This is a genomic window from Radicibacter daui (assembly GCA_030657355.1).
Classification (GTDB): Bacteria; Pseudomonadota; Alphaproteobacteria; order Radicibacterales; family Radicibacteraceae; genus Radicibacter; species Radicibacter daui.
Genome location: CP131056.1, coordinates 990,016 through 1,016,139 on the forward strand (window position 1 = coordinate 990,016; position 26,124 = coordinate 1,016,139).

Sequence of the window (26,124 nt, forward strand, 5' to 3'; positions counted from 1 at the left end):
TCAGTCGAAGCTGCGCCGAAGCCCGGTGCTGATCGCCAGATAGTCTTCATGCTCCGGCCGCAGATAGCCGTGGCGGATAAGGAAATCGATCACCACCGGCCCGCAATTGAACTTGAAGCGGTCGCTCGTGCGCACGATCTCGGCCACCTCGCCAAGCGGCATCAGGTCGAAGCGTGCCACTTCGCCATCGGCATTATGCGGCCGGAAGCTCTCCGGCAGTTCCAGATCGTAGAGAAACAGCGTGTCGCGCCGCACCTGCGCTCCGCCGCGCAGGCAGTAGCGGATGGCACCGACTGGCACGGCCTGCCGTGCGATCCCGGCCGGGATGTCGGCCTCCTCGGCCGCTTCCTTCACCATATTCTCTTCGGCGCTGAGCCCCGCGGGCTGGCCGCCGGCAACCAGATTATCGAGCTTTCCAGGGTCGAGCGCCCGGTCCATCGCCCGTGTGGCAACCCACATCCAGATGCCGTCGGCCCGGCGGACGAAGCCATTGAGGTGGATGCCGAAGCTGCGCAGGCCGAAATAGGGGGCGGCACCGCGGTCGATGCGGGCGATCTCCGGCGCTCCCCATTCCTCCACCACGCGGTAGGCCTCACCCCGCAGCTTGCGCACGATGCCGAGATCGACAAGCCGGCGCGCCGCGATATCGAGCGCCGGCGTTTCGTTGCCGCTTGTCAGGTGCCAGCCATCCGGACGGTGTTCGAAACCGGCAAGCCCTTCCAGTGCCGCCGCCACTGGCGGGGAGAGCCAGCCCACGGGCTTTCCGCCGGCAAAAAAGCGCACACAATCGGCAAGGTCACCCGCGTTGCAGGCCCGGATATGGTCAAGAAAGCCGGTGATCATGGGGGCTCTGGTCACGCCTTGAGGAAAAGCTGGTAGGCCGGGTTTTCCGTCTCGTCCTCATACGGATATCCCAGAGAGCGCATCTGTTCGGCAAGGCGCGGCCGGTCTTCCGGCGGCACCTGAACGCCCGTCAGCACGCGCCCGTAATCGGCGCCGTGATTGCGATAGTGGAACAGGGTGATGTTCCATTCCGAGCCGACCCCGTTCAGGAACTTCATCAGGGCCCCCGGCCGCTCCGGAAACTCGCAGCGCAGGATAATCTCGTTGTTGAGTCCGGCCGCCCGGCCGCCCACCATGTGGCGCACATGCGACTTGGCGGTCTCGTCATCGCTGATATCCAGCACGCGGTAACCGAGCTGGCGCAGTTCCTCCAGCAGCGGGCCTTTTTCCTGCCGGGCGTCGGCAAGCTTTACGCCCACGAACACATGCGCTTCCTGCCCGGCCGCATAACGATAGTTGAACTCGGTGACGTTGCGGTTGCCGAGCACGGTCACGAAGTTGCGGTAGCTGCCCCTGGTCTCGGGAATAGTCACCGCCATCAGCACCTCGCGCGCCTCGCCCAGTTCGGCCCGTTCGGCGGCATGGCGCAGACGGTCGAAATTCATGTTGGCGCCGCTGTTGATAGCTACCAGTGCGCCCGTTCGCGCCGGGTTCGCCGCCGCATAGGCCTTGAGGCCGGCGAGGGCGAGGGCGCCTGCCGGCTCGGCGATGACGCGAGTATCCTCAAAGATGTCCTTGATGGCGGCGCACATGGCGTCGGTATTGGCCACCAGCACATCGTCCAGCAATTCCCGGCAGAGGCGGAAGGTCTCTTCTCCGGCCTGCCGCACGGCGACGCCATCGGCAAACAGGCCGACCCGGTTCAGGATCACCCGGTCGCCGGCCTCGATGGCGGCCTTCATGGAGGCGGCATCCACCGGCTCCACACCAATCACCTTCGTTTCCGGCCGCAGGAATTTGACGTAGGAGGCGATGCCGGCGGCAAGCCCGCCGCCGCCGACCGGTACGAACACCGCCTCGATCGGGCCGGGATGTTGCTGCAGGATCTCCATGCCGACGGTGCCCTGGCCGGCAATGACGTCCGGATCGTCATACGGATGGATGAAGGTGAGGCCTTCGGCCGCTTCCAGCTCGCGGGCATGGGCATAGGCTTCGTCGAAGGTGTCGCCTTCCAGCACCACGCGGCCGCCCCAGTGGCGCACGGCGTCGATCTTGATGCTCGGGGTCGTCACCGGCATTACGATGGTCGCCTTTAGCCCCAGCTTCCGGGCGGAATAGGCAACACCCTGCGCATGGTTGCCGGCCGAAGCGCAGATGACGCCGGCGGCACGTGCCGTCTCGTCCAGCCGGGCGATGCGGTTATAGGCGCCGCGGATCTTGAAGGAGAAGACGGGCTGCAAATCCTCGCGCTTCAGCAGTACCGAGCCGCCCAGCCGCTGGCTGAGGCGCACCATACTGTCGAGCGGGGTCTTTTCAGCCACGTCATAGACGCGGGCATCGAGAATGCGGCGGATATAGTCGGTCACGGCGAGGTCCTGAGCGGCATTGGCCGCTTCGTGCATATCATGATTGGCGCTGTGTTGCGCGGCGCCATCGTCGGCGAGCGGGCGGTTTGCAAAAGCCGTCATGATGCCCTCGCCGCACTGTCGGCCAGGTGCCGGCGGGAGATCAGCACCGTTTGCACGCTCACCATCTGTCTCATCTGATGCGCCATCACGTCGGCCACGTCCCAGTCCAGCCCTTCAAGCTGGAAGTCGATCGAAAGCTCGTCCGGCCCTGTGCGGCGGCTGATCCAGCTGTCCGGCACCAGGCCGCGTTTGGCAAACAGTTCCAGCACGCGCGGCATGGCGCCGGGGTCGGCAGCGCAGGTGAGGGAAAAGCAGGCAGTGGCCGGGGAAAGGTCGCTGGCCGCACCGGCTGTTGCGCCGGTGGTGAAGGTAGAAAGCGGGGTCATGATGGTTTCGTCCCGTCGAACAAGCGGATCGGCGCCAACTGAAGAGTGAGGCGCACGAAAATATATCGAAGGGGCGCTGGTTGCTCTCGCCTGGACGCTCGACGCTCTGGACGGCCCTTTTCAGGGCGTCGCCTGAGGGTCAGCGCAAATGGCCCTGCCGGCATTGCCGGTGGCCGGCCATGTCATCCATGGCCTATGTCAGGGGAAGCGGCGCGCAGCAGCCCTTGTCCCGGCCCTCAGGAGAGGACCGGGCCGCTAATTCGATGCGCTAGGCCGTGGATGGAAACGGCGGGCGCGTGGAAGATAGCGTCGTGGGACATGATGGGGTGACCGTAGGCCGGGCAAGCCCGCAGCGTCAAGGCGATGTCACCCCTCTTATGTGAAGCGTGCCAACCGCGAGCGATCTGCCTATACTGGCCGCCCATGAGCACATTCTTCGCCATCATTGCCGGGATTGCCGGCCTCGTCGTCGTCGGCAGCCTGCTGCTGGGGCTTGTGACCATGGTGCGTACGGGCGACGGCGCCCGCCACACCTCCAACAAGCTGATGCAATATCGCGTCGTGGCGCAGGGCGTGGCCATCGTGGTCATGCTGATCGCGGTCTGGCTCGCCTCTCACGGCAAGTGAGCCACCGCCGTCTTTCCCGTCAGGAAGCGCTGTCGGCGCCAGCGTCGAGATAATACTGGATCAGCGCCTTGGTTGCCGGATGCGACCAGTCGGCATCGCCTTCCAGGCGGCCGATCTCCCGCCCCTTGCCGTCGATCAGCAGCGTGGTTGGCAGGCCGCGTACCGTCAGTGCCGCCATCGAGCTGCCGGTGGGGTCGAACACCATCGGCAGATGGCTGATGCCGTTCTTGTTGAAGAAGGCCTCCACCTGCTGGCGTCCGCCACGATCCAGTGAAATCGGCAGTACGGCAAACCGGGCGCTGCCCATTTCCTGCTGCAGGGCATCGAGCGTCGGCATTTCCTTCACGCAAGGACCACACCAGGTCGCCCACAGATTGACCAGCAACAGCTTGCCCGAATAGCTGGCGAGCGTGGCAGCATTGCCGTCGGCATCCGTGAGGTTGAAGGGCGGCAGTGCCGCCGGCTTCTCCACCAGGGTGAACTTCTGCATGTCGCCTGCCAGCGGGGCTCCGGCGCTGACGGGGCCGGCAACCAGCGTGACGCTGGCGATGGTCATCGCGATCATCGCGGCGAGGGCAAGGGGCAGGCGGGTCGTGCGCGGCATGGTGGTCTCCGTTTCCTGTCGTCGGGGCGGTGCTGCTCGCCCCCTTCGGCAGCGCTTGCTGGCTGCTTTTGATGTTTTCACCATGGCAAATCTGCTTTAGTGCGTCCACGCGGCGGGGCAGCGCATAAAGCGAGGCGCTTCACACCCCGGCAGATGTGACGATGAGACTCTGGAACGGCAGGGAATGAGCAGCAGCACCAACAAGATGTGGGGCGGCCGGTTCGCCGGTGGCATGTCGGCGATCATGGAGCGCATCAATGCCTCGATCAGCTTCGACAAGAAGCTGGCGGAGCAGGATATCGCCGGTTCGACGGCGCACTGCCGCATGCTTGCCAAACAGGGCATCATTCCGGCTGAAGATGCCGAGAAGATTGTTGCCGGCCTTGCCCAGGTGCTGGAGGAAATCCGTGCCGGCAAGTTCGAGTTCCGTACCGACCGCGAAGATATCCACATGAATGTGGAGGCCCGCCTCGCCGAGATCATCGGCCCCGGCGCCGGCCGCCTGCACACGGCCCGGTCCCGCAACGACCAGGTGGCGACCGATTTTCGCCTCTGGGTGCGTGATGCGCTCGACCGGCTGGATGAGGACCTCAAGCTCCTTCAGTCCGTGCTCATCCGCCATGCCGAAGAGCAGGCCGATACGGTCATGCCGGGCTTCACCCATCTGCAGAATGCCCAGCCGGTAACCTTCGGCCATCACTGCCTCGCCTATGTCGAGATGTTCGGTCGCGACCGCAGCCGTGCTGCTGATTGCCGGGCACGCCTTAATGAAAATCCGCTGGGCGCCGCGGCGCTTGCCGGTACGCCCTATCCCATCGACCGCCATATGACGGCGGCGGCGCTCGGCTTTGACCGCCCGACGGAAAACTCGCTCGACAGTGTGTCGGACCGCGATTTCGCCATCGAGTTCCTCTCCCTGCTGTCGCTCATCTCCATGCATCTCTCGCGTCTTGCCGAGGAACTGGTGATCTGGACGTCGGCCCAGTTCGGCTTCGTGCGCCTGTCGGATGGTTTTTCCACCGGCAGCTCCATCATGCCGCAGAAGCGTAACCCCGATGCCGCCGAGCTGGTGCGTGCCAAGGCCGGCCGCGTCAATGGCGCGCTCATCTCGCTGCTTACCATGATGAAGGGCTTGCCGCTCGCCTACTGCAAGGACATGCAGGAGGACAAGGAGCCGGTATTCGAGGCGGAAGACACCGTGGCACTTTGCCTTGCCGCCACCACCGGCATGCTGGACGAGATGACCGTCAATGCCGCCCGCCTGCGAGAGAGCCTTGAGGGCGGTTTCCCGACCGCGACCGACCTTGCCGACTGGCTGGTCCGCTCGCTCGGCATGCCGTTCCGTGAGGCGCATCATGTCACCGGCGCCATCGTCAAGATCGCGGAAGACAAGGGCTTGCGCCTCGATGAACTGCCGCTGGCGGATTTCCAGTCAGTCCATGCGCCCATTCATGAAGGTGTGCTGGCGGTGCTGACGGTCGATGCCTCGGTTGCTGCCCGCAAGAGCTATGGCGGCACTGCGCCAGATCAGGTGCGTGCCGCCGTTGCCCGTGCGAAGGAGCGTTTCCTGTGAGGCGCGCTGCGCTGCTGCTGATTGCGGTTGCCGCCGTGGCCGTGGCGGGGTGCGGCGTCAAGCCGCCGCTCTCCAAGCTCGATCCCGACAAGGCCCAGCATCGGCCCTATCCGGCGCGGCAGGAGGGGGAGCAGCCGGCTTCGAGCCCGGCTCCGGATGCGTCCGGTACACCCGCCAGCTGAAGCGTGGCCGGGGCTGGCCTGGCCGGAATGATTAAAAGATTTCGCCGCCGCCTTCGGGCGGCGGTTTCTTTTTGCAGTGCTTATGGGCGTCCTGCCTCAGCGCAGCAGGGCGAATTGCCGTCCTTGCAGGCGCGGAGCAGTTTCCGGGTGGGGCCAGAGGCTTTGCAGTTCGGTGCCCCCCAGCATCTCGCCCCGGTTCTCTGGCTGGCAGGCAGAACGCATAACTTCCCTCAGTTGCCGCAACTCGGCTTCGCGGTCGCGCAAAAAGGCCAGGGCGGTCTGCCGGGAGGCGGCGCGCTGGTAACGCAGCGTTATGGCATTCAATTCCGGAGAGATGACCATCGGGGGAGCAGCGCTGTAGGGAAGGTTAACCAAGAGGCTATAGCTGGATTACTTTTGTATAAGGTTAATAGGACTTGGTGGTATTTACTATTAAAAATTCTACGCTAGGTAGATTGATGATGTCGCAGGAGGCGGGAAAGGACCGTCATCCCTGACGGTCCTTGTGCGTTTCCGCTCCGATGCCGCCCACCCTCAGGATGTGCAGCCAGTTCTCGTCGGTCAGTGCTCCGCGCCGTGCCAGATCGTCCCGCAGGTCACGCAGCGTGTCGTGCAGGTCGATGAGCTTGTCGGCGGCCTCGTAGGGGTGAGGTTCGCCATAGGCGCCGCGCAGGTATCCGGCCAGGGTCAGGCGCAGGATGTGGTAATCCATCGCCACCGGGCTGGGGTTGCGAAAACCCACATTATCCACGGTTTCCTGCCGTTCCGGGCGCCCGGCGCCGGCTGTTGTGCCGTTTGCCAGCCATTCCATGCTTACGCCAGCCGCGGCGGCAAGGCGGGTCAGCCCCTCGAAGGAGGGGTCGGCCTTGCCTTCCACCCAGCTTTGTAATGTGGATTTGGCGACACCGGCAGCCTTGGCGGCTGCAGCGCGGTTGGAAAACTTCTTTTCCAGTGCTCTGAGCCGGTTCCCTACTTGGGAACGGAAGCTCTGAGCAGTCGATCCGGCGAGCTGATCGGCTTTCTCATTGGGCATATCGTTTAAAAAACCAGAACTCGTCGCCATCTTGGCGCTCGACACACCTGCCTGGCGTGTGGAACCGAAAATACGGTTGCTGATGGTCTAATTTCTGGTTTATCCTTTCATCTCTAGGCTGAATTGATCAGTTAACGAGTTTGAGACTCCGGATTTCTGTTTCTCCGATGGTTGGGCCGGAAACCGGTCCGTTTGATGTCATCCAGCAGCTTCCGTAACTCCGGGGGGAGACGGGGCCGCCGCCTGGGGACAGAAAACCATTCCGGAAGTGCGCGAAGTCACTCGTCCGATCCGTCATGCACGGATCGGAAGGGTTTCCTGCGCCCGTCCGGTTCCTTCCTTCGGTGTGTGCGCCTTGCCGGATTCGTCTCCACTCCGGCAAGGCGCACAATTCCTTCGATGACTATACGAATACTCCACTGCTTCGTCACGGGCTGAAACTGAATGGCGAAGCGGCGCTTCGCCGGTGTGAACCGGCATTTTGCGCTAGGACAGAATGTCAGAGTAACCGAAGTCTTTTGCGGTTGCTTAACCGTTTCAAGGGTAGGGTTCTAGTTCTTTAGGGGTAGGTGTTCGTGCGAAAGTGGCTGCGTAGGCCGGCTTGCTGGCCCTCCGGACCGGTTTCCTTTCACGGGCGGATTGGCACTTAGCAGGTGAGGTTTGCAGTATGTTGCGGCGTCTGTTGGGGGTGCGAATCCTCGAGGACCGGGTCGAGAATTACGATTTCAACCAGATCATGGACACAGCCCGCAGCCGCTACCTGCTGCTGATCTCGCTGTCCATGTTCGCCCTGGTGGCGCTGCTGGTGCCGGCATTGCTGCTGGCCGGCGAGCACCGCCCGCGCAGTTACGCCTATCTCGCCACCGGCGCCGCCATCGCCATCGTCACCCTGCTTTTGCTGCGCCGGCGGCGCTCGCCCGCCCTGCCCATCACCTTCTTTTCGCTGTCCACGGCCCTGCTGGCGACGATTGCCGTTGCCAGCACCGGCGGCCTGCTTTCCGAGGGCAGTTTCTGGCTGCTCATCGTGCCACTGGCCTTGCCTTTCGAGCGCCGCGTACAGCTTCCAAGTGCCCTCATCGTGCTGCTGGGCACCTCGGTCGACTATCTCGCCATGCGGACCGGCTTCATCCATCAGGGCGCGGGGCCGCCTTCGGATGTCCGGTTTGTGGTCTTTTTCATCGGCTTTATCTTCGTCCTGGCGATGGTCTGGCTGTTCGGGACCCTTGTCAGCAGCTATTCCCGCACCCTGATCGAGTTGCTGCAGCAGCGCGTGCGGGCTGAAAGGCAAGCCCGGCGGGCGCAGCTTCGGGTTCGCGATGCGCTGAGGGTCCAGTCGGTCTTCGTCTCGCTCGTCAGCCATGAGCTGCGCACGCCGGTCAATGTCGTGACCGGTTTTGCCGAGCTGCTGTCACAGTCCGCCAACCTGCCGGCCGAAGAGCGCGAGCAGGCCAGTTTTCTGGTTGAGGCAGCCCGGCGCCTCGCGCTGTCGGTGGAAGAAGTGTTGCGCCTTGCCCGCCTCGATGCGGCACCGGATTTTACCCGGCCCGAGACGCGGCTCGATCCGGTGGCGCTCGTTCATGGGGCGTTCGAACTTTTTAATGCCAGCGCGCGGGGCGGCGTTCCGCTCAGCTATCAGGTCAAGGCGCCGGAAGTCCCGCTCTATATCCGCGGTGATGAAAACTCGCTGAAGCAGGCCATCGTCTCGCTGCTGCTGGCGCTGGTAAGCGCGCTGCCCGACCTGGCGATGCTCAAGATCGGCCTTGCTCGCGCGGGTGACGCGGTGCAGGTCACGCTAGATCTGCCGACGCATATCGAGCGCCCGGTGATCATGGAAACGGTTGATCTGCCTACCGTCTGGCGTGCCGGGGCGGAGCGCATGAGCATGCATTGGCTCATCCTGCAGGTGATGGTCGAGGCGCATCAGGGCAGCGTGCGCATAACCGAGCTGCCGGGAGGCACCCGCGTCCTGCTTTCCTTCCCGTCCGAGCCGGCAAACGCCGATCCGCGCCTCGTCATGGCCAGCACCTGAAGCTTGCCACAGTTTGGTGTTAATCGGCTAAACTCTGGCGGCTGCGGGTATGCGGCCTGCCGGAGCGGATGAAGGAGCGCGAGTGCCCTTGGCCAGACGCCATGCAAAGGGAAACGGCAACGACAAGGCGGCCCGGCGCGCGGCGCGCCTGCCCGTCTCCCGTGCCCTGCTGATTCGCGGCTGGCTCGTGCTCTTCTGGGAGCGCGCCTTGCCGGCCTTCTGGTCACTGGCGGGCGGCATCGGGTCCTATGCCGTGCTCGCCTGGACCGGCCTGCTGCAATCGCTGCCCGGATGGCTGCATGCCATCCTTCTTGCCCTCATTGTTCTTGCGACGCTCTGGCTGCTCGTTCGCGCACTCACCGGGATGCGCTGGCCGCGTCGTCAGGATGTCCTGCGCCGGCTGGAGCAGGACAGCGGGCTCGATCACCGTCCGCTCTCCACCTTCGACGACCAGCTTGCGCTAGCTGGCAGCCCTGCCGGTGCGTCGGCCTATACGCTCGCGCTCTGGCGCCGGCATCGGGCCGATGTTGCCGTAGCCGCCGCTGGCGGCCTGCGGCTCGATCTGCCGCGTACCGATATGGCCGGACGCGATCCGCACGCCTTGCGTATTCTTCTCCTGCTGGCATTGGTTGTCTTTGGCGTGACCGCCGGCGGGGAGCGCTGGCAGCTGCTGCGTGCCGGTCTGGTGCCGGAATTTGGCGGTGCTCCGCCAGTTCCCGTTGCCTTCGATCTCTGGATTACGCCGCCGGCCTATACCGGCCTGCCGCCCCGCTCGCTTTCGCGCGGGGTGGGTGGGGCAGCATCGCAGCAGACCGGGGAAGGGGCCGGAGATGCGGATACCGCGGCCACCGGTTTCAAAGTGCCGGCCGGGTCGGTGTTGCTCGGTCGCCTTGGCCCGGCGGATACGGCGCCGGCTCTAGACCTTGCCGGTCAGCAGGCGCCCTTTCAGGCCATGAGCGATGGCGCCAGCTGGCGTATCGAACAGAAGCTGGACCGTTCCGGCACATTGAAGCTGACGGCCGGCGGGCGCACGCTCGGGAGCTGGCAGATCGATCTCATAGCCGACCTGCCGCCTTCGGTTGAGCTGGTGGAGCCGCCGGTGCCAACTGCCCGGCAGTCAATCCGCGTCAGCTATCATGCTGCCGACGATTACGGGCTCGCCTCCCTCAAGCTGCGCCTGTCGCTGGCGGTCCCGCAGCCTGACCTTGCCCTGCCCGTCGAGGGGCTCGAAGGCGGCGTGCTGACCGTGCCCTTGCCGCTGGCCGGCAACGGGCCGCGCGACATTCGCGCCATCAGCTATCCCGACCTTACGGCGCATCCCTGGGCGGGCCTGCCGGTCAATGCCACGCTGGTCGCAACGGATGCTACCGACCAGAGCACTGAAACCGCGCCCGTGCGCTTTACGCTGCCCGAGCGGGAGTTTCATCATCCGCTCGCCCGCATTCTGGCTGCCTTCCGGCGCGATCTGGTCGAGCACGGGCTGTCCGTCAGGCAAGTCATCGCCAACCAGCTGGCCGGCATCGCGGCCACACCCGATCTTTATGGCGGGGATACCGGCGTCTTCCTTGGCCTGCGGGTGGCGGCCACCGGGCTGATGCTGGCCCATGGTGTGGAGGATGTCGCCCCGGTGGCGCGTCTTCTCTGGCAGATGGCGCTTCACCTCGATGAAGGCGGTGTTGCGTCGGCGGCCGACGAGTTGCGCGCCGCGCAGGAAGCGCTGCGGCAGGCGCTTGACGATCCCAACTCCACCGATGCGCAGATCTCCCAGCTGGTAAATCGCCTGAAGCAGGCGGTGCAGAATTATGTGCAGGCTCTGGCTGAGCAGGCGGCGCGCAATCCCGCCTCCCTCCAGCCGCCGCAGTCCGGTGCGCAGGTGCTGACGCCGGAGGCGCTTCAGGAACGGCTTGACCGGCTGGGTGATCTGGCCCGCACCGGCGCGCGCGATGCCGCCCGTCAGGCCCTCGCCGAACTCCAGCAGATGATGGAGAACGCGCAGGCCAGCCAGGGGCAGGGCAGCGAGCAGGCAGGCGGTCAGGCCGGGCAGATCATGCAAGGGCTCGACAAGCTGGCGCGTGACCAGCAGGGGCTGCTGGATGAGACCTTCCGCCGGGCGCAGGGGGCGCCGCCTGCCGGCGGCGCTGCCGGCCAGCAGGGGCCGGGCTCGATGCCCGGCAATCAGGGGCAGATGGCGCCCGGTGAAAACGGACAGGGCTTTTCCGGCCCGGACATGCAGGATGCCGCCCGCCGCGCGGCCCGGCAGGAAGAGCTGCGCAATGCCCTCTCGCGCATCCTGCAGGGTATTGGCGAGATGAGCGGCCAGATACCGGACGAGCTTGGCAAGGCCGAGCTGGGCATGCGTTCGGCCGCCGGCGCGCTACAGCAGGGCGATGACCGTGCCGCCGCCGATGCCCAGGGCAAGGCGCTGGATGCGCTACGCAAGGGGGCACGGCAGTTCATGGATCAGCTGGCAAGCCAGGCGCAGGGGCAAGGCGGGCAGGGCGCCCAGGGGCAGACGGGGGGACAGGGCAGGCCGGGACAGCGCGGAACCGATCCTTTCGGCCGGGACGACCAGGTTGGCGAGCAGATGGGCAGCGGCAGCGACGTGAAGGTGCCGAGCCGCTCGGAAGTCCAGCGGGCCCGCGATGTGCTGGATGAGCTGCGCCGCCGCGCCGCCGACCGCAACCGTCCGCCCGAAGAGCTGGATTATCTGCAACGGCTGCTGCGCCGCTTCTGAGGGACGATACTGGCCGGCCTGTTCCGGCTGGTGCCTCAGACCGGCAGTATTGTGCTGTGCTTGATCTCTTCCAGCGCAAAGGCGGTGGAGATGTCTCCCACCCCGTCAATGGCGACCAGCTTCTTGTAGAAGCGGTCGAAGGCCGGCACGTCGGCCACCCGCACCTTGAGGATGAAGTCGTTGCTGCCGCTCAGGCGATAAAAATCGCTGACTTCCGGCCACAGCGCCACAGTGCCGGAAAAGCTGGTGAGCCAGGGGGTGCTGTGGTCCCGGGTGCGCAGCGTCACGAACACCGCCAGTGCACAGCCGACCTTCTGTGGATCAAGCAGCGCAACGCGGCCCCGGATGATGCCGCTTTCTTCCAGATTGCGGATGCGCCGCCACAGGGGCGTGGAGGAAAGCCCGACAGCATCGCCGATCTCCGCCAGGGAGCGGTCGCAGCGCTTTTGCAGCAGGGTCAGGATTTTACGGTCGATCTCATCCATGAGTGATCTGGCATCCGCTAGGGGGCTTAGCGGGCTCCGGCCTTCGGGCACGGGCAGGCTGGGGCAGGTCGAGGGAAGATGCCCATGCCGACGCTTTTCAAAAAAGCGGCCTCCGCCATTTCTGCGGAGGCCGTTGCTTGATTGAAAGCGGAGTTACTCGACTTGGACGATGTTGCCGCCACGCCCGGCGCGAAGGGCCGAAACGCAACTGACAATCAGGACCCTAGCGAAGCTTTTTGCTCCTGACAATGAGAATAATTCGCACTCTCGATGATTTTATCGTCCGGCCCGCGATGAGCGGTGGAGGCAAGGGGTGTCGGCCCATCGCAAGTGCGAGTGTATCTCATTGTTATTTATTGATTTTGTTCAATTTTTCTTGAATGGACCGGCAAGCTGGCAGACAATGCCGGTCAATTTTGGGGCCGCCGGCCGCCAGCATTTCACCCGCGTCTATAAGCGGGTAACACCAGAATCGGAGCGAAGGACGATGAAGGGCGACAAGAAGGTCATCGAGCACCTCAACCGCATCCTCACCAATGAGCTGACGGCCACCAACCAGTACTTCCTGCATGCCCGCATGCTGAAGGACTGGGGCATCAACGAGCTGGCGGACTATGTCTATCATGAGTCGATTGGCGAAATGCGCCATGCCGACCTGATGATCCAGCGTATTCTCTTCCTCGAAGGCCTGCCGAATGTGCAGGACATCTCCAAGATTCACATCGGCGAGAATGTGAAGGAGATGATGGAGTGCGATCTCAAGGTCGAGAGCAAGAATCGCGACGATCTGCGCGAAGCCATCCCCTACACCGAATCCGTGCGCGACTTCCCCAGCCGCGACGTGCTCTCCAAGATCCTCGACGATACCGAAGAGCATATCGACTGGCTGGAAACCCAGCTCAGCCTGATCGAACGCCTTGGCGAGAAGGCCTATGTCCAGCAGCGCCTCGGCGAGGTTGGCAGCAGCGAACATTGATCTGAAAAACAACCTCCCCGCCACGCGGGGAGGTGGCCCGAAGGGCCGGTGGGGGTAATGAGCCTGCTTTCAGGCGAGACCTGCGATCAGGCCGGCCTCATTACCCCCATCCGCCGCTTACGCGGCACCTTCCCCACAAATGGGGAAGGATAAGCAAGTCAGCCCCACAGCTCCTCGTCCGTCAGCAACGGCTGGAGGACCCGGGCCAGCACCCCGGCCCAGTGCAATTGGCCGGCAGTATCGGCGATCAGGTCCTGCCTCAGCTCGACGAGGACATGCGGCAGGCCTGCCGGCATGGCGTGATGTTCGATGGTGAAGCCGTGGCTGTTGCGGCCCGAATAGGGTTCGTTGTCACCCACCACCACACCGTCCGCTTCCAGTGCGGCCATGAAGGGCACGGCCATGCGCCCGTCCTCGCCCCATAGCACTCCCACTTCCCACGGGCGCTTGCGGTTGTTGCGCAGCCACGGCGTGAAACTATGCAGGGAGATGATGGCCGCGCGCTGTCCTCGTGTCCTTCGCTCAGCCAGAACGCTGGCGACGGCATCGTGATAGGGCTGGTGGTACCGGGCGATCCGCGCCCTGCGTCCCGCTGCATCCATGGCACGATTGGCCGGCACGATGGTGCCGTCGCTGATGACCGGGATCAGCGTCGGATCGTCCGGCGCCCTGTTGGGGTCCAGCGCCAGGCGGGAATATCCATGGAGCAGGGCGGGCGCCTGCATCAGCCGGCTCATCTCGCGCGTTACCGCCGCGGCGCCGATGTCATAGGCGATGTGCCGTTCCATCTCGCCCTCGGGCAGGCCCAGATCGCCAATCTCCGCCGGGACCCGGTTGCTGGCATGGTCGCACAGCAGGATGGCGCTGCCGGTGCCTTCGGCATTCAGGATTTCGACGGTATCGGCCGCAACGGCCGGAGTGTCCTGCATAATTTTGATCCGGGGGTCTTTGTCGCTCGAGGCCGCGCACTATAAATCATATTTCAGGGGTGTCATGACGCAGTGGCGCGATAGCACCCTTGCGCGGCCTGCAGCAAGGCGGGGAGAGCGGCATGGAAAAGGCACCGGGCATTGTCGTTATCGGCATGGGGCTTACCGGCAGCATCGCTGCCATCCATCTGCTGCGCAGCCTGCCGGACGGGGCCAGCCTTACCCTGATCGAAGGGCCGGAAGATATCGACCGGCGTCACGCCGGCCATGGCGGGCGCATCTCGGTGCCGGTCAATATCCGCGCGGCGCACATGAGCGCGCTGGAGGACGACCCCGCCCATTTCGTGCGCTGGCTGTGGGCGCGCGACGTGCCCTCGCCCCAGCGCCGGCTGGTGCCGCCCACCGGCCACACCTTTGTCGAGCGCAGCCAGTTCAACGACTATATCGACGAAGTGCTACGCGTTGCGCTCGCCGAACATGGCTCACGGCTTTCCGTCAGCCGCCTTGGCGCTCCCGTCACCGGCATCACCCGGCTGGAGAACGGTGATTATCGCCTGCTGACCGGTGCCGGCGACACGGTGATGGCACGCCATGTCGTGCTCTGCCTCGGCAGCCTGCCGCCGGCCTTGCCGCCGCAGCTTGCCGGCCTTGGCGCCGCCGACGAGCGCATCATCGCCGATCCGTGGTCTGCCAGCGCCTATGAGAAGGTGGGGGCGGAGGAGGCAGTGGTAATCTATGGCACCGGCCACACCATGGCGGATGCCGTGCTGGCGCTCGACGCCCAGGGCCATCGTGGCCCGATTGTCGCCTTTTCAAGCCGCGGGTTGTTGCCGCAGGAACATGATCATGTGCGCCCCTATCCGCTGTTTCTGGATGGCGGGGATGGTGCGCTCGGGCCGCTGGAACTTCTGCGCCGGGTACGGCGCGAGGTGGCTGGTACCGGCCAGCGTTATGGCTGGCGCAGTGTCATGGATGCGCTGGTGCCGGTGACGGATGCGCTGTGGCAAAGCGCGGGCGAGGCCGGGCGCCGCCAGTTTCTGCGCCATCTGCGCCCTTACTGGGACGTGCATGCCCATCGCCTCTCCCCCAACATCGCCGGCCGCCTTTCGGTGCTGCAGGTGCAGGGGCGCCTGCGCATTGTCCCCGGCCGCCTCGTTTCCGTGACCGCCGAACCGGAGCGGCTGCGCGTGGTGCTGAGCCGGCGCGGCATCGGCGGCCAGTGGCGGCTCGATGTCGGGCATTTCATCGTTTGCTCGAGCCCGCGCTGCGATTATGAGCGCATCTCCGATCCGCTGATGAAGGCACTGCTTGCCACCGGACTGGCCAGGCCGGACGGGTTGCAGCTGGGGCTGGAGGTAACCGGCCGCAGCGAGCTCATCGGTGTCGGGGGCGGCGTAACCCCGGGGCTCTATGCCCTCGGCCCGACCTGCCGCGGCCAGCTGTGGGAGGTTACCTCCCTGCCGGACATCCGCGCCCAGGCTGCGCGCCTTGCCGGTTACCTCGCTACCAGCCCCGATGAACTGCCGGTGCTTGAGCAGGCCTGAACGCGAAGAATGTAGCTCCCGCCTTGCCAGCCGGCAGCCTGCCCGGGCAATAGTTCGGCAGTGATCTGTTGTCTTGAGCGGGGCAGGGGCAATGCCGGACCGGCTGCTGGAACTGGAACTGGGCGGTATCGTCTGCGGGGTGGATGAAGCCGGGCGGGGCCCGCTTGCCGGCCCCGTGGTGGCTGCCGCGGTCATCCTGCCGGCCGAGCTGCCGCCCGAACTTGCCGGCCTTAACGATTCAAAGAAGCTGACGCGCAAGGCACGCGAGCGCCTGTTTCCGCTCATCCAGCAGCATTGCCAGTGGGCAATTGCCGAGGCGAGCGTAGCGGAGATCGACAGCCTCAATATCCATCGCGCCACGCTGACGGCGATGGCCCGCGCCGTCGTCGCCCTGCCGGTTGCGCCGGCCCATGCGCTCATCGACGGCAAATTCGCGCCACCTGTTGCCGCGAAGACTCACACCGTCATCGGCGGCGATACGATTTGCGTTAATATTTCAGCCGCTTCCATCCTCGCCAAGGTCGCAAGAGACCAGATCATGGGGGATCTGGCAGCCCTGCACCCCGAATATGGGTGGGAGCGCAACGCGGGTTATGGAACCGCCGAGCACATGGCCGCACTGGAACAAAACGGGACCACCATCCACCATCGCCGTTCCTTTGCTCCCGTGGCGGCAGCTTTGGCAGCGATTACAGGCGACTCGGCCATTAATCTCGCTTGACGTCCGAGTCGCGCCGACTCATTTTGGGCCGACCGTAGGGGCACGGCGCTGCATGATTCGCGCCGGGCGGTTGGGGATTATTTATGGTCAAGCCAAACACCATTCTGCTGGGGGATTGCATAGAGGCGATGCGGTCGATGCCGGCCGGCAGCGTCGATATGGTCTTTGCGGATCCGCCTTATAACCTCCAGCTGGGTGGCGAACTTTTCCGTCCCAACAACAGCCGCGTGGATGGCGTCGAGGATGCGTGGGATCGCTTTGCCGATTTCGCCACCTACGACAAGTTCACCCGCGACTGGCTGTCGGCGGCGCACCATGCGCTGAAAGATGATGGCTCGCTGTGGGTCATCGGCTCCTATCACAATATTTTCCGCGTCGGCTCCATCCTTCAGGATCTGGGTTTCTGGATCCTGAACGACATCGTCTGGCGCAAGACCAACCCGATGCCGAATTTCCGCGGCCGGCGCTTTACCAATGCGCATGAGACGCTGATCTGGGCGGCCAAGGACAAGGACGCGCGTTACCAGTTCAACTACGAGGCGATGAAGAGCCTCAATGATGACCTGCAGATGCGCTCCGACTGGGTCATCCCGCTGTGCACCGGCGCCGAGCGCCTCAAGAACGAGCAGGGCCAGAAGGCGCATCCGACGCAGAAGCCGGAGGCGCTGCTCTATCGCGTCATTCTTTCCTCCACCAAGCCGGGCGACCTCATCGTCGACCCTTTCTTCGGTACCGGCACCACGGGTGCGGTTGCCAAGAAGCTCGGCCGCCGCTGGATCGGCATCGAGCGCGAGAAGGACTATGTCGATATCGCGCGCCAGCGCCTTGCCAGCACGCCCGATGCCATGGATACCGATGCGCTGAAGCTTGTCTCCAAGCGTCAGGCCCCGCGTATTCCCTTCGGCTCGCTGCTCGAGCGCGGGCTGCTGGAGCCGGGCACCACCCTGTTCGACCAGCGCCGGCGTTATGCCGCCAAGGTGCGCGCCGACGGTACGCTGGTGGCCAGCAACCATCTGGGTAATCACAAGGGCTCCATCCATCAGGTCGGCGCTGCGCTTCAGGGGGCGCCGTCCTGCAATGGCTGGACTTTCTGGCACCTCGACGGGCAGGGCGGCATGATGCCGCTCGACACGCTGCGCCAGCAGGTGCTTGCGCAGATGGAATCCACCGGCTCGCTGCAGTAAAAGGGCGCTTCCGGAAGGTTTTTCGTTGCCGCTTCCTCCCGCCCGGACCGGGAGACTGATCCCCCCGGGAGGTCCACCGACATGACCGTTGCCCCGCAGCCGGCCGCCGGTTTGCCCATTCGCCGCGTTTTCGTGCGCAATCTGGTGCTGGATGCCGCCATCGGCATCTACCCCAGCGAAATGGGCCGCCATCAGCGCGTGCGCATCAATATCGACCTTGCGGTCGAAGACGTGCCGCCGCGTGCCGACAGCATCGCCGAGGTCGTGAGCTACGAGGGCCTTGTGTCTTCCGCCCGCTCGGTTGTCAGCGACGGCGGGCATGTCCAGCTGGTGGAAACGCTGGCCGAACGTCTTGCCGCCTGCTGCTTTGGCGATCCGCGCACGCTCAGTGCCCGTATCCGGGTGGAAAAGCTGGATATTTTTGAAGAGGCCGAGGCCGTCGGCGTCGAGATCGAGCGCTTCGCTCCGGTGCGGAACTGACGTTTCCCGGCTTTAGCCGCCGGGCCGGGAAATCCCGCGCCGCTTCATTTCTTCCTCGATGATCGTCAGGCCGCGTGCCGCCTCTTCATTGCCGGCGGCATTGCGGCTGGTCACCATCCAGCGCGCCAGCACCATCATGTCGCTGGCCGAAGCGATGATCTCGCGCGCCACCGCCATTTGATGCGGCGTGACTTCCAGCGGTTCGACGGAGGCGAGCAATTGCCTTAGTGCCTGCCGCCGCGCTTCGGGATCGGCAGCGCTCATGGTTCGTCATCCTCGCCGCGGGTGCCGGCATGGCGCAGCGCATGGCGGGCAATCTTCATCATCACCGTTGGCAGCGCCACTTCGCCCAGCTTCTCGAACGGCACCCATTGGCCCTGCGCGATGCGGCTCGTCTGGCCGGCAAGCACCGTCAGTTCGAGATGGAAATGGGTGAAGGTGTGGCGCACGAGGCCGGGCAACTGGCGCCACAGCACCGGCGCGGGGCCCTTGCCGCGTGCGGCCTTGATGTCGGGTTCCGACGGCAGCCACTCGGTGGAGGGTACTTCCATCATTCCGCCCAGCAGGCCGCTTTCCGGCCGGCGGCGCAGCAGCACCTCGCCACGCGGATTGCTGAGCCAGAAGGCCACCCCCTTGCGAGTCGGCTTTTCCGGTTTGGGCTTCTTGCGCGGTAGCTCTTCGGCGATGCCCGTAATGCGCCCGGCGCAGCTGGCATTCCACGGGCAATGCAGGCATTTGGGTTTGCGCGGCGTACAGATGGTGGCGCCCAGATCCATCATCGCCTGGGCAAAATCGCCGGCGCGGCGCTCCGGCGTCAGCGTGCCGGCCAGCGCCTTGATCGTGGGCTTGGCGTCCGGCATTGGCTCTTCAAGCGCAAAGAGCCGTGCCATCACCCGCTCCACATTGCCGTCCACCACCACCGCGCGTTCGCCAAAGGCAATCGCTGCCACGGCGGCCGCCGTATAGGCGCCGATGCCGGGCAGGGTTAGCAGGCCGGCTTCCGTGCCCGGGAAGGTGCCGCCATGCAGCTCCGCTACAGCCTTTGCGCACTTATGCAGGTTGCGGGCGCGGGCGTAGTAACCAAGGCCCGCCCACTGGGTGAGCACAGCGTCCAGCTCGGCTGCCGCCAGTGCTTCCACCGTCGGCCAGCGGTCGAGGAAGCGCTGGTAATAGGGGCCGACGGTCACCACCGTCGTCTGCTGCAGCATGATCTCCGACAGCCACACCCGGTAAGGATCGGCCAGCTCTCCCGGATTGGCGCGCCAGGGCAGCCGCCGGTGATGGCGGTCATACCAGGCGAGCAGGTCGTCCGGGTTGGCCGGCGGCAGGGCCGGAAGGGCGGGGGCGGGTACAGGGTCAAGCATCGTTCCTGCCGGTATAGGATAGCGGCGTTTGCGCCGCCATAGGCACCGGTCTAGAATCGCTTGCGATGAAGGACGGGACGATGGCAGCGGAAGACGACAAGCAGAAGATACGGGTGCTGGAGCGGCGCGAGGCAAGCACTTATGGCCTGACCGCCGTTGCCACCATCGTGCCCAAGGCGACGAAGAAGGCCCTTGGCACCAAGGGGCTTGCCTTCGGTGCCCTGGCGCTCGACTGGGCGGCGATTGCCGGCCCCGATCTCGGCGCCCGCACGCTGCCGGAAAAGTTCGCCTTTCCCAAAGGCCAGCGTCGCGACGCCACGCTCACTGTCCGTGCCGGCAGTGCAGCCGCGCTTGAAGTGCAACATATGCAAAGCGTGCTGCTGGAGCGCATCAACACCCATTTCGGTTACAGCGCCGTTGCCCGCATCAAGATCATCCAGGCCCCGCTGCCGGCAACCAAACGCAAGACGGTGCGCAGCAAGCCGGTAGGCCCTGCCCGGCTGGAAGGGATCGCCGCTGCCGTGGCCGGCATCGAGGATGAGACCCTGCGCGAAAACCTGCGCCGTCTGGGAGAGGCGATTGCCGCCGAGCGCGGTTGACGCGCCGGCGCGGCTTCAAACCTTCGTGATCGGGCCGACGTTCGGGCCGTTCATTTGCCCCAATCACATGCTCTTGTCTGGACAGGACCCTCGCAAGGCCGTTTAAGTCGCATTTGCAGGGAACACGACAGTTGCAGGGTCACTCCGGGAACCGATGAATATGATCAAGACATCCATGCGCCCCTCCGTGGGCTCCCTTATGGGCCCCATGAATCGGCGCTCTTTCGTGGTGGCCGCTGTCGGCGTCACCGCCGCCCTTGGCCTGCCGGCCTTTGCCCGTGCCGACGATCCCGCTCCCGCCACCCCCGCACCGACCGGTGTTGACGAGGCCGGCATCGATCTTGGCAAGGCTGCTGCGCCGCGTGTGCTCGGCAAGGCTGACGCCAAGGTCACCATCATCGAATACGCGTCCCTTACCTGCCCGCATTGCGCCGATTTTGCCGTTCACATCCTTCCCGATGTGAAGAAGGAGTTCATCGATACCGGCCGCGCCAGGCTGGAATATCGCGATTACCCGCTCGATGGCCTTGCCCTGCGCGCAGCCATGATGGCACGCCTTACCGAAGGCGAGCGTTATTTCCAGCTGGTCGAGATGCTGTTTTCCACCCAGGGCCAGTGGGCCCGGGCGAAGGATCCGCTCTCCGCGCTCAGCAATATCGGCAAGCTTGCCGGCATCGATGCCAAGCTCATCGACAAGGCGCTGTCGGACGAAAAGCTCAGCGACATCGTCCTGCAGTCCCGCATGGAAGGTGAGAAGACCTGGGGTGTCGATGCCACGCCGACCTTCTTTGTCGGCACGCGCAAGATCTCCGGTGCCCAGCCGATCGAAGAATTCCGCAAGGCGATCGAAGCAGAGGGCGCTTGACGCCCTGACGTTCAGAGGCGAGACCTTGAAGTTCCAAGATCTCGCCTCCTGAACGATCCGTAACCCACCTTGCACTTCACCCGGCTGCGCCTTACCGGTTTCAAGAGTTTCGTCGACAGCACCGAGCTGTCGATTGAATCGGGTGCGACCGGAATCGTCGGCCCCAATGGCTGCGGCAAGTCCAATTTGCTGGAAGCCTTGCGCTGGGTGATGGGTGAAAACTCGGCCAAGCGCATGCGCGGCGCCGAGATGGATGACGTCATTTTCGGCGGCACCTCGCAGCGCCCGGCGCGCAATGTCGCCGAAGTCTCCCTTGCCATCGACAACGCCGACCGTACTGCCCCCGCCGCTTACAACGAGAGCGACGATCTGGAGGTGGTGCGCCGCATCGAGCGCGGCGAAGGCTCCGGCTATCGCATCAATGGCCGTGTGTCGCGTATGCGCGACGTGCAGATTCTCTTTGCGGACAACAATGCCGGCGCCACCTCGCCCTCGATGGTGAGCCAGGGCCGTGTCGGCGCCCTTATCAATGCCCGCCCCTCGGACCGCCGCCAGTTGCTGGAAGAGGCGGCCGGTATCGCCGGCCTGCAATCGCGCCGGCATGAGGCCGAGCTGCGCCTCAAGGCCGCCGAAGCCAACCTTACGCGTGTGGAAGATGTGCTGGGCGAGATGGGGCAGCAGTTGCAGGGCCTTGCCCGGCAGGTGCGGCAGGTCCAGCGCTACCGCACCCTTTCCGAAAATATTCGCAAGGCCGAGGCCGTGCTGCTGCATCTGCGCTGGCAGCAGGCGACCGCCGCCGAGGACGAGGCCAGAAAGCGTTTTGCTGAGGCCGATGCGCTGGTTAGCGAGGCGATGCGTCAGGCCGCCGCCCGTGCCCGCGAGCAGGCCGATGCCGCAACCGGGCTGCCGGCCCTGCGCGAGGCGGAGGCAAGCGCTGCCGCCGGCCTGCAGCGCATCCGTATCGCCATCGACCAGCTGGCGGAAGAAGAGCGCCGGGCGGCGCGTGAAGCAGCAGAACTGGATCGCCGTCTTGCCCAGCTCGAAAGCGATATCCAGCGCGAGCGCTCGCTCGCCGCCGATGCCGTGGACGCGCTGGAGCGCCTAACCGAAGAGCGCGAGGAAATTGCCGTTGCCCGCGAGGGCGAGGAGGAGGAGCGCGCCGAACGGGCGATGGCGCTGGAAGTCGCCGAAGAAGTGCTCGCCGGCCTCGATGAGGAACTGACGGAGCGCACCGAACTCGCAGCCGGTACCGAGGCCCGCCGCAGTGTGCTGCGCCGGCAGGCGCAGGAAGGGGCAGAGCGTGCCGCTGCCATTGCCCGCCGGATCGAGACCAACCGCGCCGAGGCTGAAAAGCTGGAGCAGGACCTTGCCAGTCAGGGTGGGCTGCAGGCGGCGGAAGAAGCCATTCATCTCGCTGAAGCCGAACAGGAAGCGGCTACCCATGCCGCCGAGGAGGCGCATCATCGCCGCCTTGCCGCGGAAGGGGAGGCGGCCCACGCCCGTGATGCCTTCCACAGCGCGGATGGCGAACGGGGCCGGCTGGCGGCGGAAGTCTCCGCCCTGACCGATCTTGCCCATGGCGCCGCCGCTGCCCCGCAAGGCCGCCCGCTGCTGGAGACGCTGGCGGTTGTGCCCGGCTTTGAAGCGGCGCTGGGCGCTGCGCTGGGCGAGGATCTCGCCTTTTCCGAGGATAGTACCCAGCCCGCTTTCTGGAGTGCTCTGCCCGGTATCGAGGCCCCGGCCCTGCCGCAAGGGGTGAGGCCGCTGGCGGCGGAAGTCACCGGCCCGGCCCTGCTCTCCCGTGCGCTCGGCCAGATCGGCTGGGTGGAGGAAGCAGCGCTGGCAGAGGCGCTGCACACCAGCCTTAAACCCGGCCAGAGCCTGGTGACCCGGGAAGGGGACCTTTGGCGCTGGGACGGGCTGGTGCGTCGCGCCGGAGCGCCGGGTGCCGCCGCTGCGCGCCTTCGCCAGCGCAACCGTCTCGCCGCCCTCGCCGAAAAGCTGGAGGCCGCCGAAGCCCATGCCGCCCGCAGTAGGGCCGCGATGGAAGAGGCGCGCGCCATGGTGGCGAGTGCCGCCGATGCCGAGCGAGGCGGGCGTGACCGTTCACGCGCGGCCATGCTGGGCTTGACCCAGGCACGCGATGCCCATGCCCGGCTGATCAAGCAGACGGCGGGTGCCGTCTCCCGCCTCGAGACGCTGCGCAATCTCATCGAGCAGCAGGCCGAGGAGCGTGAGAGCGCATTGGCCGCGGCGGAGCATGCGCGCGAACTGGAAATGGAGCTGCCGCCCGAGGACGGCATGAAGGCGGAAGTGGCCGCCCTGCGCGAGAAGGTCGAGGCGGCTCGCCGCGCGGTTGCGGACCGGCAGGGCGCGCTGGTGCTGGTGGAGCAGCAGGCTGCCACCCGTAATGCCCGTCTCTCCGCAATAACCGGCGAGATGGAAGGCTGGCGCAGCCGTGCCGGTGGCGCCGATGTCCGCGTTGCCGAGATCGTCGCCCGTGCCGAGGAAGTGCGCGAGGAAAAGCTGATCCTTGAGCAGAAACCGGCCGAGATCGCCGAGCAGCGCGAGACGCTGGCCGAGGCGATGATGGAAGGCGAGGCGAAGCGCAAGGCGGCTGCCGATACCCTCGCCGCCGCCGAAACCACGCTGCGCGAAGCCGATTTCGCACTCCGGCAGGCCGAGCACACGCTCTCTGAAGCCCGCGAGGCACGCGTGCGTGCCGAGGCGGTGGTGGAAGCCGCGCTGCATGAGCGCCGGGCCGTTGCCGAACGTGTCGAGGAGCGCCTGCAACTCCCGCCGGAGCGCGCCATTGAGGCGGCAGGGCTGGAGCCCGGGGCGCCGCTGCCGGATATCGAGGAAACCCGTCGCCGGCTGGAGCGCCAGACGGCCGAGCGCGAGAATATGGGGCCGGTCAATCTGCGCGCCGAGCAGGAATCGACCGAGCTGGAAGAGCGCCTTCAGGGCATGAACCGCGAGCGGGACGATCTGACCGGTGCGATCAGCCGGCTGCGTCAGGCCATCGGCACGCTCAACCGTCAGGCGCGCGAAAAGCTTCTGGCGTCCTTCGACATCGTCGACGGCCATTTCCAGCGTCTCTTCTCGGAGCTGTTTGGCGGCGGTCGTGCCCATCTGCGCATGACGGAGACGGAAGACCCGCTGGAGGCGGGGCTTGAGATTTACGCGAGCCCTCCGGGCAAGAAGCTGCAGCTCATGTCGCTGCTCTCGGGTGGCGAGCAGGCGCTGACGGCCATGGCGCTCATCTTTGCCGTGTTCCTTACCAACCCGTCGCCCATCTGTGTGCTGGACGAGGTGGACGCCCCGCTCGATGACGCCAACGTTGCGCGCTTTTGCGATCTGGTTGCCCGTATCGGGCGCGAGACCGGCACCCGATTCCTCATCATCACCCATCACCGCCTCACCATGGCCCGAATGGACCGGCTTTATGGTGTCACCATGATGGAAAGGGGCGTCTCCCGCCTTGTCTCCGTGGACCTCGGAACGGCTGCGGCGATGGTGGATGAGTAAGGCGCCATAGCAGGGTTTCTCCGGGTCCCGCGAGGCCCTGCTTTCGTTCAAGATTTTCGTTTGTTTTCGGCCTGTTTTTCACCCCGTCAAGGGGGGTGCCATGCGCCTTGACACCGCAGGGACGCATCCGTATGGTCCACGCGCTTCGCTGAGGCGGCGGCTGTTCCGCTTCTTTGGAGTGAGGTCCCGTGCGTATGTTTCGGCATATGCCCAAAGCGCGGTAAATTTTGAAGGTTTGCCATGCCTGAAGAGGACATCACACCGAAGGCGCAAGGGGCAGAGGGGGAGGCTGCTCAGAGGTCGTCGGATGACGATCTCGATGCCCGAATCCGCGCTGCCAGCGCAAAGCACATTCCGGAGTCAGCTTCAAAAGAAGCGGGCTCACCGTCTTCCGGCGGCATCGGCATGGGTTTTCGCATTGGCGTAGAGGTTGTTTCGGCGCTTGTCGTCGGCACGCTCATCGGCCTGGCGCTTGATCGCTGGCTGGGAACGGCGCCCTGGTTTGTGATCCTGTTTTTCCTTATGGGGTCCGGCGCGGGCGTGATGAATGTGTACCGGATCGTCAACGGTCTGGGGTACTCGGTGGGGTTGCGGGCGTCCGGGAGCAAGGGCGACGGCAGCGACGAGAACAAGATGTGAAGCCGCCCTTCCGGCCGTCCGGGCCGGGGCAGGGCACAGTCAGCAATGTTGGGGGATAGTCCGTGGCCGGTCCCATTGAACAGTTTGAGATCGTTCCCCTGGTCAAGCTTCCGCTTGGCCTCGACTACACCAATTCCGCGCTGTGGATGACGCTCGCGGTCGTGGGCTCCTTCGCCGTCATGCTGCTTGGCATGCGCGGGGCGAAGACGGTGCCCGGCCGTTTCCAGTCCGTTTCCGAGCTGCTTTACGAATTTATCGCCGGAATGGTCCGAGACCATGCCGGACACAAGGCCACGCCCTATTTTCCGTTTGTCTTCAGCGTGTTCATTTTCGTGCTGTTCGGCAACGCGCTGGGCATGATCCCGTGGGCCTTCACCTTCACCAGCCACATCATCGTGACCTTCACGCTGGCGGCGATGGTGTTCATCTTCGTGACCCTGCTTGGCATCTACAAGCACGGGCTCCACTTCTTCTCCCTCTTCCTTCCGGAAGGCGCGCCGCTTGCGCTGGCGCCGATCATCGTGCCGATCGAGATCATCAGCTATCTCTCGCGCCCGGTCAGCCTCTCCATCCGACTGTTTGCCAACATGATGGCCGGCCACACCATGATGAAGGTGTTCGCCGGGTTCTCGGTGTCGCTTGGCGCGGCGCTGGGTGTGGCGGGTTATACCGTGGGTATCCTGCCGATCATCATCAATGTGGGTCTTGTGGGCTTCGAGTTTCTCGTCGCCTTCCTGCAGGCCTACGTGTTCACCATTCTGACCTGCCTCTACATCCGTGACGCTCTCGAGCTTCACTGACCCCGTAAGGCGGCCATCGGAAAAAACCAGTACCCTTTTTCCCATCAACTGAAGTCTGTTTTATTACTTCGAGCCAGAGAGGAAGCTCAGTCATGGAAGCTGAAGCCGCCAAGTACATCGGTGCCGGTCTTGCCGTTTTCGCGCTGTTCGGCGTCGGCCTCGGTATCGGCAACATCTTCTCCAACCTGATCCAGGCCATCGCCCGTAACCCGGCGGTGCAGCCGAAGGTCTTCCCGATCGGCATTCTCGGCTTCGCTCTGACCGAAGCCGTCGCGCTCTTCGCGCTGCTGATCGCCTTCCTGATCCTGTTCGCCTGAGGCCGGCGAACCCTTAAAACAGGGTTCGGGTTTATCGTGCCGGTGGCATGGGGTCTTCCGCCTTCCGGAAGGCAGCCGTCCGCCGGCTCGGTATTGCTGGGGATAGGGTCATCG

26 protein-coding genes are annotated in these 26,124 nt (G+C 65.1%); 16 read left to right on the forward strand and 10 right to left on the reverse strand.

What is annotated here, in order from left to right:
* The 3 genes from QTL98_RS04580 to QTL98_RS04590 form a co-directional block, all read right to left on the reverse strand.
* Positions 1–843: an NUDIX hydrolase gene (locus tag QTL98_RS04580; protein ID WP_445681045.1), complete on the reverse strand. Its 843-nt coding sequence runs from the start codon at positions 841–843 to the stop codon at positions 1–3.
* Positions 844–854: 11 nt separating this feature from the next.
* Positions 855–2,369 carry a threonine ammonia-lyase, biosynthetic gene (ilvA, locus tag QTL98_RS04585; RefSeq protein ID WP_445682087.1) on the reverse strand — a complete coding sequence of 505 codons (1,515 nt, stop codon included), beginning with the start codon at positions 2,367–2,369 and terminating at the stop codon, positions 855–857.
* 98 nt (positions 2,370–2,467) lie between these two features.
* Complete coding sequence (locus QTL98_RS04590; protein ID WP_445681046.1) at positions 2,468–2,797, reverse strand: ACT-like domain-containing protein; 330 nt, start codon at positions 2,795–2,797, stop codon at positions 2,468–2,470.
* Positions 2,798–3,220: 423 nt separating this feature from the next.
* On the opposite strand from QTL98_RS04590, the gene QTL98_RS04595 reads away from it, so the two are divergent.
* Positions 3,221–3,424: a twin transmembrane helix small protein gene (locus tag QTL98_RS04595; protein ID WP_445681047.1), complete on the forward strand. Its 204-nt coding sequence runs from the start codon at positions 3,221–3,223 to the stop codon at positions 3,422–3,424.
* A gap of 19 nt (positions 3,425–3,443) precedes the next feature.
* Here the strand turns inward: QTL98_RS04595 and QTL98_RS04600 are convergent, their stop codons facing one another.
* Positions 3,444–4,028, reverse strand: a complete 585-nt coding sequence (locus tag QTL98_RS04600) for a TlpA disulfide reductase family protein (RefSeq protein ID WP_445681048.1) — start codon at positions 4,026–4,028, stop codon at positions 3,444–3,446.
* A gap of 184 nt (positions 4,029–4,212) precedes the next feature.
* Between QTL98_RS04600 and argH the strand changes: the two genes are divergently transcribed.
* Entirely contained in the window at positions 4,213–5,601 is a 1,389-nt protein-coding gene (gene argH / locus QTL98_RS04605; protein WP_445681049.1) for an argininosuccinate lyase, read from the forward strand.
* On the forward strand, positions 5,598–5,783 hold the full coding sequence (locus QTL98_RS04610; protein ID WP_445681050.1) for a hypothetical protein: 186 nt from the start codon (positions 5,598–5,600) through the stop codon (positions 5,781–5,783). Before argH ends, QTL98_RS04610 begins: the two co-directional genes overlap by 4 nt.
* A 96-nt stretch (positions 5,784–5,879) precedes the next feature.
* Here the strand turns inward: QTL98_RS04610 and QTL98_RS04615 are convergent, their stop codons facing one another.
* Entirely contained in the window at positions 5,880–6,125 is a 246-nt protein-coding gene (locus QTL98_RS04615; protein ID WP_445681051.1) for a hypothetical protein, read from the reverse strand.
* A gap of 145 nt (positions 6,126–6,270) precedes the next feature.
* Positions 6,271–6,816, reverse strand: a complete 546-nt coding sequence (locus tag QTL98_RS04620) for a helix-turn-helix domain-containing protein (RefSeq protein ID WP_445681052.1) — start codon at positions 6,814–6,816, stop codon at positions 6,271–6,273.
* A gap of 688 nt (positions 6,817–7,504) precedes the next feature.
* Here QTL98_RS04620 and QTL98_RS04625 point away from each other — a divergent pair.
* Positions 7,505–8,845 carry a sensor histidine kinase gene (locus tag QTL98_RS04625; protein ID WP_445681053.1) on the forward strand — a complete coding sequence of 447 codons (1,341 nt, stop codon included), beginning with the start codon at positions 7,505–7,507 and terminating at the stop codon, positions 8,843–8,845.
* Positions 8,846–8,933: 88 nt separating this feature from the next.
* Entirely contained in the window at positions 8,934–11,579 is a 2,646-nt protein-coding gene (locus QTL98_RS04630) for a TIGR02302 family protein (protein ID WP_445681054.1), read from the forward strand.
* Between the two features lie 35 nt (positions 11,580–11,614).
* Here the strand turns inward: QTL98_RS04630 and QTL98_RS04635 are convergent, their stop codons facing one another.
* Positions 11,615–12,064, reverse strand: coding sequence for an Lrp/AsnC family transcriptional regulator (locus QTL98_RS04635; protein ID WP_445681055.1), 450 nt, complete (start codon positions 12,062–12,064; stop codon positions 11,615–11,617).
* Between the two features lie 487 nt (positions 12,065–12,551).
* Between QTL98_RS04635 and bfr the strand changes: the two genes are divergently transcribed.
* Positions 12,552–13,040 carry a bacterioferritin gene (gene bfr, locus QTL98_RS04640; RefSeq protein ID WP_445681056.1) on the forward strand — a complete coding sequence of 163 codons (489 nt, stop codon included), beginning with the start codon at positions 12,552–12,554 and terminating at the stop codon, positions 13,038–13,040.
* Positions 13,041–13,198: 158 nt separating this feature from the next.
* Here the strand turns inward: bfr and QTL98_RS04645 are convergent, their stop codons facing one another.
* Positions 13,199–13,969, reverse strand: coding sequence for an N-formylglutamate amidohydrolase (locus QTL98_RS04645; RefSeq protein WP_445681057.1), 771 nt, complete (start codon positions 13,967–13,969; stop codon positions 13,199–13,201).
* Positions 13,970–14,091: 122 nt separating this feature from the next.
* Here QTL98_RS04645 and QTL98_RS04650 point away from each other — a divergent pair, with 122 nt between their 5' ends.
* The 4 genes from QTL98_RS04650 (at position 14,092) to QTL98_RS04665 (ending at position 17,898) form a co-directional block, all read left to right on the forward strand.
* Complete coding sequence (locus QTL98_RS04650; protein WP_445681058.1) at positions 14,092–15,513, forward strand: FAD/NAD(P)-binding protein; 1,422 nt, start codon at positions 14,092–14,094, stop codon at positions 15,511–15,513.
* Positions 15,514–15,604: 91 nt separating this feature from the next.
* Entirely contained in the window at positions 15,605–16,234 is a 630-nt protein-coding gene (gene rnhB / locus QTL98_RS04655) for a ribonuclease HII (RefSeq protein ID WP_445681059.1), read from the forward strand.
* Positions 16,235–16,317: 83 nt separating this feature from the next.
* On the forward strand, positions 16,318–17,418 hold the full coding sequence (locus tag QTL98_RS04660; protein ID WP_445681060.1) for a site-specific DNA-methyltransferase: 1,101 nt from the start codon (positions 16,318–16,320) through the stop codon (positions 17,416–17,418).
* Positions 17,419–17,499: 81 nt separating this feature from the next.
* Complete coding sequence (locus QTL98_RS04665) at positions 17,500–17,898, forward strand: dihydroneopterin aldolase (protein ID WP_445681061.1); 399 nt, start codon at positions 17,500–17,502, stop codon at positions 17,896–17,898.
* 12 nt (positions 17,899–17,910) lie between these two features.
* Here the strand turns inward: QTL98_RS04665 and QTL98_RS04670 are convergent, their stop codons facing one another.
* A complete protein-coding gene (locus QTL98_RS04670) occupies positions 17,911–18,162 on the reverse strand; it encodes a hypothetical protein (protein ID WP_445681062.1) in 252 nt (83 codons plus the stop codon).
* Positions 18,159–19,262 (reverse strand): A/G-specific adenine glycosylase, encoded by a 1,104-nt coding sequence (gene mutY, locus QTL98_RS04675; protein ID WP_445681063.1) that lies wholly within the window; start codon positions 19,260–19,262, stop codon positions 18,159–18,161. The genes QTL98_RS04670 and mutY overlap by 4 nt, the downstream gene beginning before the upstream one ends.
* A gap of 80 nt (positions 19,263–19,342) precedes the next feature.
* Between mutY and QTL98_RS04680 the strand changes: the two genes are divergently transcribed.
* From QTL98_RS04680 to QTL98_RS04705, 6 genes are all read left to right on the forward strand, one after another.
* The gene (locus tag QTL98_RS04680; RefSeq protein ID WP_445681064.1) at positions 19,343–19,861 is read left to right on the forward strand and encodes a DUF721 domain-containing protein; all 519 of its coding nucleotides are present in this window, start codon (positions 19,343–19,345) and stop codon (positions 19,859–19,861) included.
* Positions 19,862–20,021: 160 nt separating this feature from the next.
* A complete protein-coding gene (locus tag QTL98_RS04685) occupies positions 20,022–20,726 on the forward strand; it encodes a DsbA family protein (RefSeq protein WP_445681065.1) in 705 nt (234 codons plus the stop codon).
* A 69-nt stretch (positions 20,727–20,795) separates the two neighbouring features.
* Positions 20,796–24,254, forward strand: coding sequence for a chromosome segregation protein SMC (gene smc / locus QTL98_RS04690; RefSeq protein WP_445681066.1), 3,459 nt, complete (start codon positions 20,796–20,798; stop codon positions 24,252–24,254).
* Between the two features lie 240 nt (positions 24,255–24,494).
* Positions 24,495–24,893, forward strand: a complete 399-nt coding sequence (locus QTL98_RS04695; RefSeq protein WP_445681067.1) for an AtpZ/AtpI family protein — start codon at positions 24,495–24,497, stop codon at positions 24,891–24,893.
* Between the two features lie 62 nt (positions 24,894–24,955).
* The gene (locus QTL98_RS04700) at positions 24,956–25,693 is read left to right on the forward strand and encodes a F0F1 ATP synthase subunit A (protein WP_445681068.1); all 738 of its coding nucleotides are present in this window, start codon (positions 24,956–24,958) and stop codon (positions 25,691–25,693) included.
* A gap of 92 nt (positions 25,694–25,785) precedes the next feature.
* On the forward strand, positions 25,786–26,010 hold the full coding sequence (locus QTL98_RS04705; RefSeq protein WP_445681069.1) for an ATP synthase subunit C family protein: 225 nt from the start codon (positions 25,786–25,788) through the stop codon (positions 26,008–26,010).
* Positions 26,011–26,124 lie beyond the last annotated feature (114 nt).